Origin of the sequence: Marinobacterium weihaiense, assembly GCF_019061305.1 — a bacterium.
In the GTDB taxonomy this organism is placed as follows: Bacteria; Pseudomonadota; Gammaproteobacteria; order Pseudomonadales; family Balneatricaceae; genus Marinobacterium; species Marinobacterium weihaiense.
Map to the genome: position 1 here is coordinate 1 of NZ_JAHQZT010000048.1, position 5,947 is coordinate 5,947.

6 protein-coding genes are annotated in these 5,947 nt (G+C 49.4%); 4 read left to right on the forward strand and 2 right to left on the reverse strand.

Annotated elements, in window-relative coordinates:
• Window positions 1-537: RipA family octameric membrane protein (locus tag KTN04_RS16375; RefSeq protein ID WP_217336299.1), on the forward strand; the 537-nt coding region annotated here is incomplete at its 5' end.
• Between the two features lie 339 nt (window positions 538-876).
• On the forward strand, window positions 877-1,287 hold the full coding sequence (locus tag KTN04_RS16380; protein ID WP_254262631.1) for an H-NS histone family protein: 411 nt from the start codon (window positions 877-879) through the stop codon (window positions 1,285-1,287).
• A gap of 122 nt (window positions 1,288-1,409) precedes the next feature.
• Here KTN04_RS16380 and KTN04_RS16950 read toward each other — a convergent pair whose 3' ends face one another.
• Window positions 1,410-2,606, reverse strand: coding sequence for a tyrosine-type recombinase/integrase (locus KTN04_RS16950; RefSeq protein WP_217336300.1), 1,197 nt, complete (start codon window positions 2,604-2,606; stop codon window positions 1,410-1,412).
• A 112-nt stretch (window positions 2,607-2,718) separates the two neighbouring features.
• On the opposite strand from KTN04_RS16950, the gene KTN04_RS16390 reads away from it, so the two are divergent.
• Window positions 2,719-3,411: a DNA-binding protein gene (locus KTN04_RS16390; RefSeq protein WP_217336301.1), complete on the forward strand. Its 693-nt coding sequence runs from the start codon at window positions 2,719-2,721 to the stop codon at window positions 3,409-3,411.
• A gap of 189 nt (window positions 3,412-3,600) precedes the next feature.
• A complete protein-coding gene (locus tag KTN04_RS16395) occupies window positions 3,601-5,412 on the forward strand; it encodes a DUF6035 family protein (RefSeq protein WP_217336302.1) in 1,812 nt (603 codons plus the stop codon).
• Here KTN04_RS16395 and KTN04_RS16400 read toward each other — a convergent pair.
• Entirely contained in the window at window positions 5,409-5,744 is a 336-nt protein-coding gene (locus KTN04_RS16400) for a hypothetical protein (RefSeq protein ID WP_217336303.1), read from the reverse strand. The genes KTN04_RS16395 and KTN04_RS16400 overlap by 4 nt on opposite strands.
• Window positions 5,745-5,947 lie beyond the last annotated feature (203 nt).

Genomic DNA, 5,947 nt, shown 5'->3' on the forward strand with positions numbered 1-5,947 from the left:
AAAGCATTGTTCAAAATAGCTTTAGAAAAAAGAGATTTTGAAATAACTCAACTGGTTCAGAGAAATAACTTCTTCATGATTTTTCAAGGTGTTCTTTTTGCTGGTGTCATGCAGTCAAGCCATACTAAACCAGTAGTTACATTACTTGTCTGTATAGCTGGTTTGCTAATTTCTCTTTTTCAAGGTGGGATGGCAAGTGGTGCAAAATTTTGGCAAGAGTATTGGGAAGAGGCACTAAAAAAAATAGAGGGCAGATTGTTGTTACATATCCATCGTACCGATGAATCCCGTCGAGAGATCTGGAGTTTATTTCATGACAGAACTGCTATCTATGATGAAATTGTAAATAGGCGTCTGCACTCTCATAAGAAAAGCTTTATGTCGATTACGTCTTGGCTGGTAGCTAAAAGGTTTTCTGTAAGTCGAATTCCGATTTATGTCGGTCTCTCATTGTCTATTATATGGGCTGCAATGGTGTTTATGGCAATTGATATCGACTTTACAGGTATCAATGTACAAATTAAAGGTTTCAATTAATCGTCATTTAACAAGCGCCTAAACAAAGGACGCAAAAAGCTTGGCTTGCGTCACTTCGTTCCTAATTTTGGCCAAGCATTCTGCGCCTGTTAGGCGAGCGTTAATGTCCGCTCTGGGCCAATAACTGCATTAATAAATATTAAAGTTAACGATTATACTTTTAACAGCCCTTCATCTACAGTTAACCAATAGGTGAGACTTAGGCAAAAACACCTTTCCATCCGTGATGGATATAACGATGATTCGCTGAGCGCCAATAAATCTTACGGTCTGATAGTCATAACGTAGGATCGTTTGCTATGATTAGGCGCTAAAATTAGTAGTACTGGAGGTTTTCCTTTGTCTGAAGCAATGAACGTTTTGACTCGTAAAAACTCACTTCGTGCAACCATGCGCGAAATGAATGCGGATCAGATTGAAAAGCTTTTAGCTGATGTAACAGCTATCTATGACGAGCTTAAAGAAGAAAAACGCGCACAAGCAGAGGCTGAAGAGGCTCACCGCCAAAAAATTCAGTCGTTAATTGCTCTGATGAATGAAGAAGGTATTACGCCTGAAGATATTCTTGGCTCAACAGGTACTACTAAGCCTACACGCCAGGTAAAACCCAAATATCGCCGTATCGATAATGCTACCGGTAAAGCACTGGAGTGGTCGGGTCGTGGTCGCACACCGAAATGGATTACGGAGCATGAAGAAAAAGGCGGTAGCCGTGACGACTTCCTGATTGTAGGTGGTGAATCTGCTTAACAGGTTAGAGCAAGTTCGAACGTGGCGGTTGTAATAGTGCAAGCTGGCCACGATTGAACCTCCTGCATGCTAATGCCGATAACGCCATTTATCGGCATTAGCTGTAGAGGCCATGGCTGACGCTATTGTGCCTCCTGCTGGCCAAAGCTGATTAACCGAGCGGCACTGTCCAGCTGTTCTTCCAAATCCGTTATGTACCCGCGAGTGGTATTCACGTTGTCGTGGCCAACAAGTTCGGCAATCGTGATGACATCAACGCCCTTGCGGTGCAGAAACGTTATGAATCCACGCCGGAAACTGTGTGGTGAAGCGATACGTGTGATCTTCGGGTTGGACAGCATTCTCCGCTTCACTATGTCATAGATGCCGGCAGCTGTGATGCGTGGTGATCGTGCAACCCCGACTTCCTTCTGGTCAGCCATTTTCGGTGATGAATCATGCTTTGTGACCTGGGTGCTGCTTGCACGAGAATACTGAGCCACATGATCACCCCGGGCTATTCGCCGCAATAGTGCTCCTTCAGTGATTTCAGCTTCTCCGATCCAATCCATCAGGATATCCAGGGTGTACGGCTGCAGTCGAAGGTAACGTTTCTTGTTGCCTTTACCGGTGACAACGATGCGGCCGCGAATCAGGTCCACGTCTCTCAGATCAATGTTCGCCAACTCAGACCGGCGTGGTCCGCATCCAAAAAGAAGCAGGAACAGCAATGCGTCCCGCAGTCCAGCTTTTGTGCCTTCCTGCAGGCACATATCGACGATTTCCTGAACCTCCTCAATCAGTACCCCGCTACCTTTTTCTCGCGTGTACTTAATCGAGCGATTGTCAGTGATCAGGTTGAACTCATCGCTGGGGATCAGGCGCGCCAGGTAAGCCTTCCGTGCAATACCCTTTATGGCTGCTAGGTACGAATTGTAGGTTGAAGGGTTCATCTGGTCACTGCTGGGGTTATCAACGGTGGCTCGGCGAACTCGCTCCATTACCGCCACGAATATGCCATTGGTCAGCGTGCGCCACGGTGCCGCGATGGCTGTTTTGAGATTGCGGTTATCACGGGCAAGTTCGTAGTCGGCTTCATACTCAATATCAGCGACGGAAAATGCAGCCAAGTGCTTTGGCAAGAAGGATTCGGCCATCATTGCGTTCCAATGACGAACGAAACGAGCCGTGAAGCTGGTCACAGTAATCCGTGACGCTTCAGACGGAAGGCTCTGGATGTAGAGGAAGGCTGGATTCCGCTCTGAATACTGGCGTGGATCGTCATGATCGAGCAGATCGATCGACAGGCCCGTATGCCGTGTTCCGGTAAGCTCACCCACTAAGTTGCCCTTCTCTGCTAAATACTCATTAAAAGTTACATTTTCGTAAGTTAAATTTCAATGTGTATTTGTGTTCTGTTCTGTTATGTTCTGTTACGCTAATGGATAAAATTTGACCGACTGTGGTGCAGTGATGGCTAGATTAAGCAAGGTGCAAGAGTCCGACGTATTCAATGCTGCCAACAAGCTGCGTGAGAACGGATTCAACCCTACAGTGCGGGCGATTCGCGATTTGATCGGTGGCTCGACTGAGATTGTCTCCCAATACCTGAAGGAATGGCGGAACCAATATCCCGTCATAGAGGAAGGAGTTGAGGTTGATCCGATTACTGCTTCTATTACCGTCCTGTACGACCGTTTAGTAGACCAGGCGACTGCAGCGCTGAATGAGAAAATTGCTGAACACGACGGAGCGCTTGAAGAAGCAGCTCTACTACTTGAGGCGGAGCAGTTTGTCCTGGAAAAAGCCGATAGCAAAATCGACAACCTCAAGAACGAGTTGAAGAAACAGGCATTGATGATCGACTCACTACATGGGGAGCTAGACGAAGCAAAGCGCGTCATTACGAATGCACAGACAGAGAAACGTGCTTTGATGGTCGAGGTGGCACACTACAAGGAAAAAGCTGAAGAGCTCACCTGGTCCTTGAAACAAGAGCACGATCGGACAAAGGAGCTGGAGCGGAAACTCAAATTACAATCAGAGGAACAGGTTCAGCGACTGTCTGAAATGATGGAAATGGTAAAAAGAATTCAGGACCAAACGGTAAGGACCGGTACGAGCCGGTTCAAACCGGAAGAATAATGCCCTATAACGCAAAAACCCCGATCTCAACGAGACCGGGGTTTTCACTTATTAGGTGCTTGGCGATGACTGTAACTTCCGCAGCCGAGTCCCCAGCTTTCACTGTCTCCTCAATGGCGGCAGAAGCAAGTACAGTATGGTAAATCAAAGTGCCTGGTGTAGCCTCTATCCCCACCGAGAGGAACCGATATGTCAGAATTTGTGGAAGGGTCCCGTTTCACTGTGCGGCTTGTTGAACGGCTCATAGAAGGTGATGATGCATACGAACACACCACTGTTGATGAGATCACGCAAGAATCCCCGAAGGCGATGGAGCGATTACGGGGCAGGATCAACAGGGCTAATGCACGCAACGAGGTCGTTCGGCAAGGACGAGAAGACGGATCTGAAACGTCACCGCTTATTCGGTGTCGGTTCTGCTTAGAGCCTCTGTTCGTTCGCAGTACCTCCCAGCAGGAATACTATTTTTGCCATTATCGACTACAAGAGGACAAGGCCGACAACTGCCCTCAACGCAGCGATACCTCCATTCCCTTGGCAATTGTTCGGGCCCTGCAGCATCAGGGGCTACAGGAAAGCCGGCTGCACTATAAACTCAAGCACCAGATTGCCGAAATTCTGGCGCAGGATCCTTTGGTTGCTCCGGGCAGTGTTAAGGTCGAGCAACGTCTGGCAAAGGCCCCGCGCATTTGGCGGAAACCCGACGTTCAGGCGGTCGTTAATAATGTGCGTGTAGCCTTTGAGGTCCAGGTTTCACGAGAGCTGGCGCCAGCGATCGCGGCGCGGGAATATTTCTACGAAGCCCATGCCGGTACCGCCATTCTATGGGTCCTTCCATCATTCGATCCCGACCGCCTTAATCAAAGCGTAAAAGACATCCAAGTTAGCAACGCTGATCACCTGTATGTACTGTCGCCGGCGTGCATCGAGCACAGCCTAAAGGAAGGGCGGCTTTACCTGGAGTGCTGGCTTCATGCTCCCTACCGAAATGGATTCCAGCTTGAGTATAAATGGGAAAGTCGGACGGTCAGCCTGGACGAGATCCGGTTTGTTGAGGGGCACGGCCGTGTCCAGGACCTGGCAAGACTGGAAGAGAGCATCCAGATGGAAATCGATGACCTGCGCAAGAAGGTACTCGATTCAACCACGCGGCCGTTACTGACCGATGGCGAAATTACAGGTCTCCAGGCTGAAATGGCAGAATTTCATAGTGAATGGGTCGAGTTTGTGCATCAGGTGGCCCAATTACCCGTCGAAACGATCTGGCCATACTATTTCAACCAATACCAAAATGGTCCTCAGAGCTTATGTTTGGTTGGTATTTGGCTTAAAGCACGCGGCATAGACTGGCACTTAGTCGATATTCCGGTCTTTGTGCAGCGTGCCCTTCGCAGCGCTCACGATGATGTCTCTGGTTGGCCAACTCAGTCGTGGTCCTGGATCGCAAACGAGATATCGAAGCCAAATGCCTCATATTGGATAGCGCCGTTCCATCAGCTGGCTCGAAGGTCAGGCAGACTGCAAGAGCTAATCCAGGGTGACCGGCATGGTGTATTCCGAGAGGCGTTAGAGAGAGCGAAAAAGTATGGCCGTATGCCTGATAAGGAAAAAATGTTGCTCAAAATGATCTGCCCAGCGCTGGAAATGGATATCCCCATGCCCCAGACGCTGCCTTGCATAGGATTACATGAGGGGGTTGCCGGCTATCCCATATTCAAGACGCCTCTCGGTCGTTACACTGGCTTGGTGGCGCCGGAGTGGGGAGTGGCGGAACATTGCCCCACCTTCAAAAAGCGCTCAAAGGTAATGACGAGCATTAGACACTCCATTGAGCGCCAAGACAGGTTGCCGATGCCGTCTCTGCCGCTATATCAAGGAGACCTTGAGGAAGTTGTATCCCCGGGGGCTGATCATGAACAACGGCAAATGCTGAACACTTGGAAGAAGCAAAAGGACTTCATGGAGCGAACGCTAGCCGGCGTCGTGCGCCTGGGTAGTTAGCATTTTGAGAATGCGGGCTTCAGTCGAAACCGCAATCCGCTAAGCACCAGGCTTGCCTGATCAGCCGGCACCGGGAAGTCCTCGCCATGCAATGATGGGGTGTGCCACTGCAACAAACCGAGCTTGATCAGATTACGGGTTTTGCTGGAAACCACTGACTTGTGTTTGCCGATCGCGTTGCCGATATCGGTCATGGAATACATGCCGGCGACGTATAGAACCAGAATCGGAAGTACGCCAAGGCCCTCCCTCGTCAATATGGTCTGGAAATAGGCATAGGGTATCGAGGGTTTGCTGGCGCTGGCATCAATCTCCCCAGGTAACTCGTACAAGATTGTTAGTGACCGGGCAATAGCGCTAAAAAGTCCTCTACCTCCTAGCGTGAGCTCATATTAGAAATCCCCTGCAACAGCGCATTTCTGCAGGTAGCCGTGGCCAACTAGGTGTCAAGTCCCGCATGATTATAAGGTCGCTTTTTAAAAAGTTCCGGATGGGTTTTATGCCACTCCTTCATCGCCATGATGGGTGGTTTGGA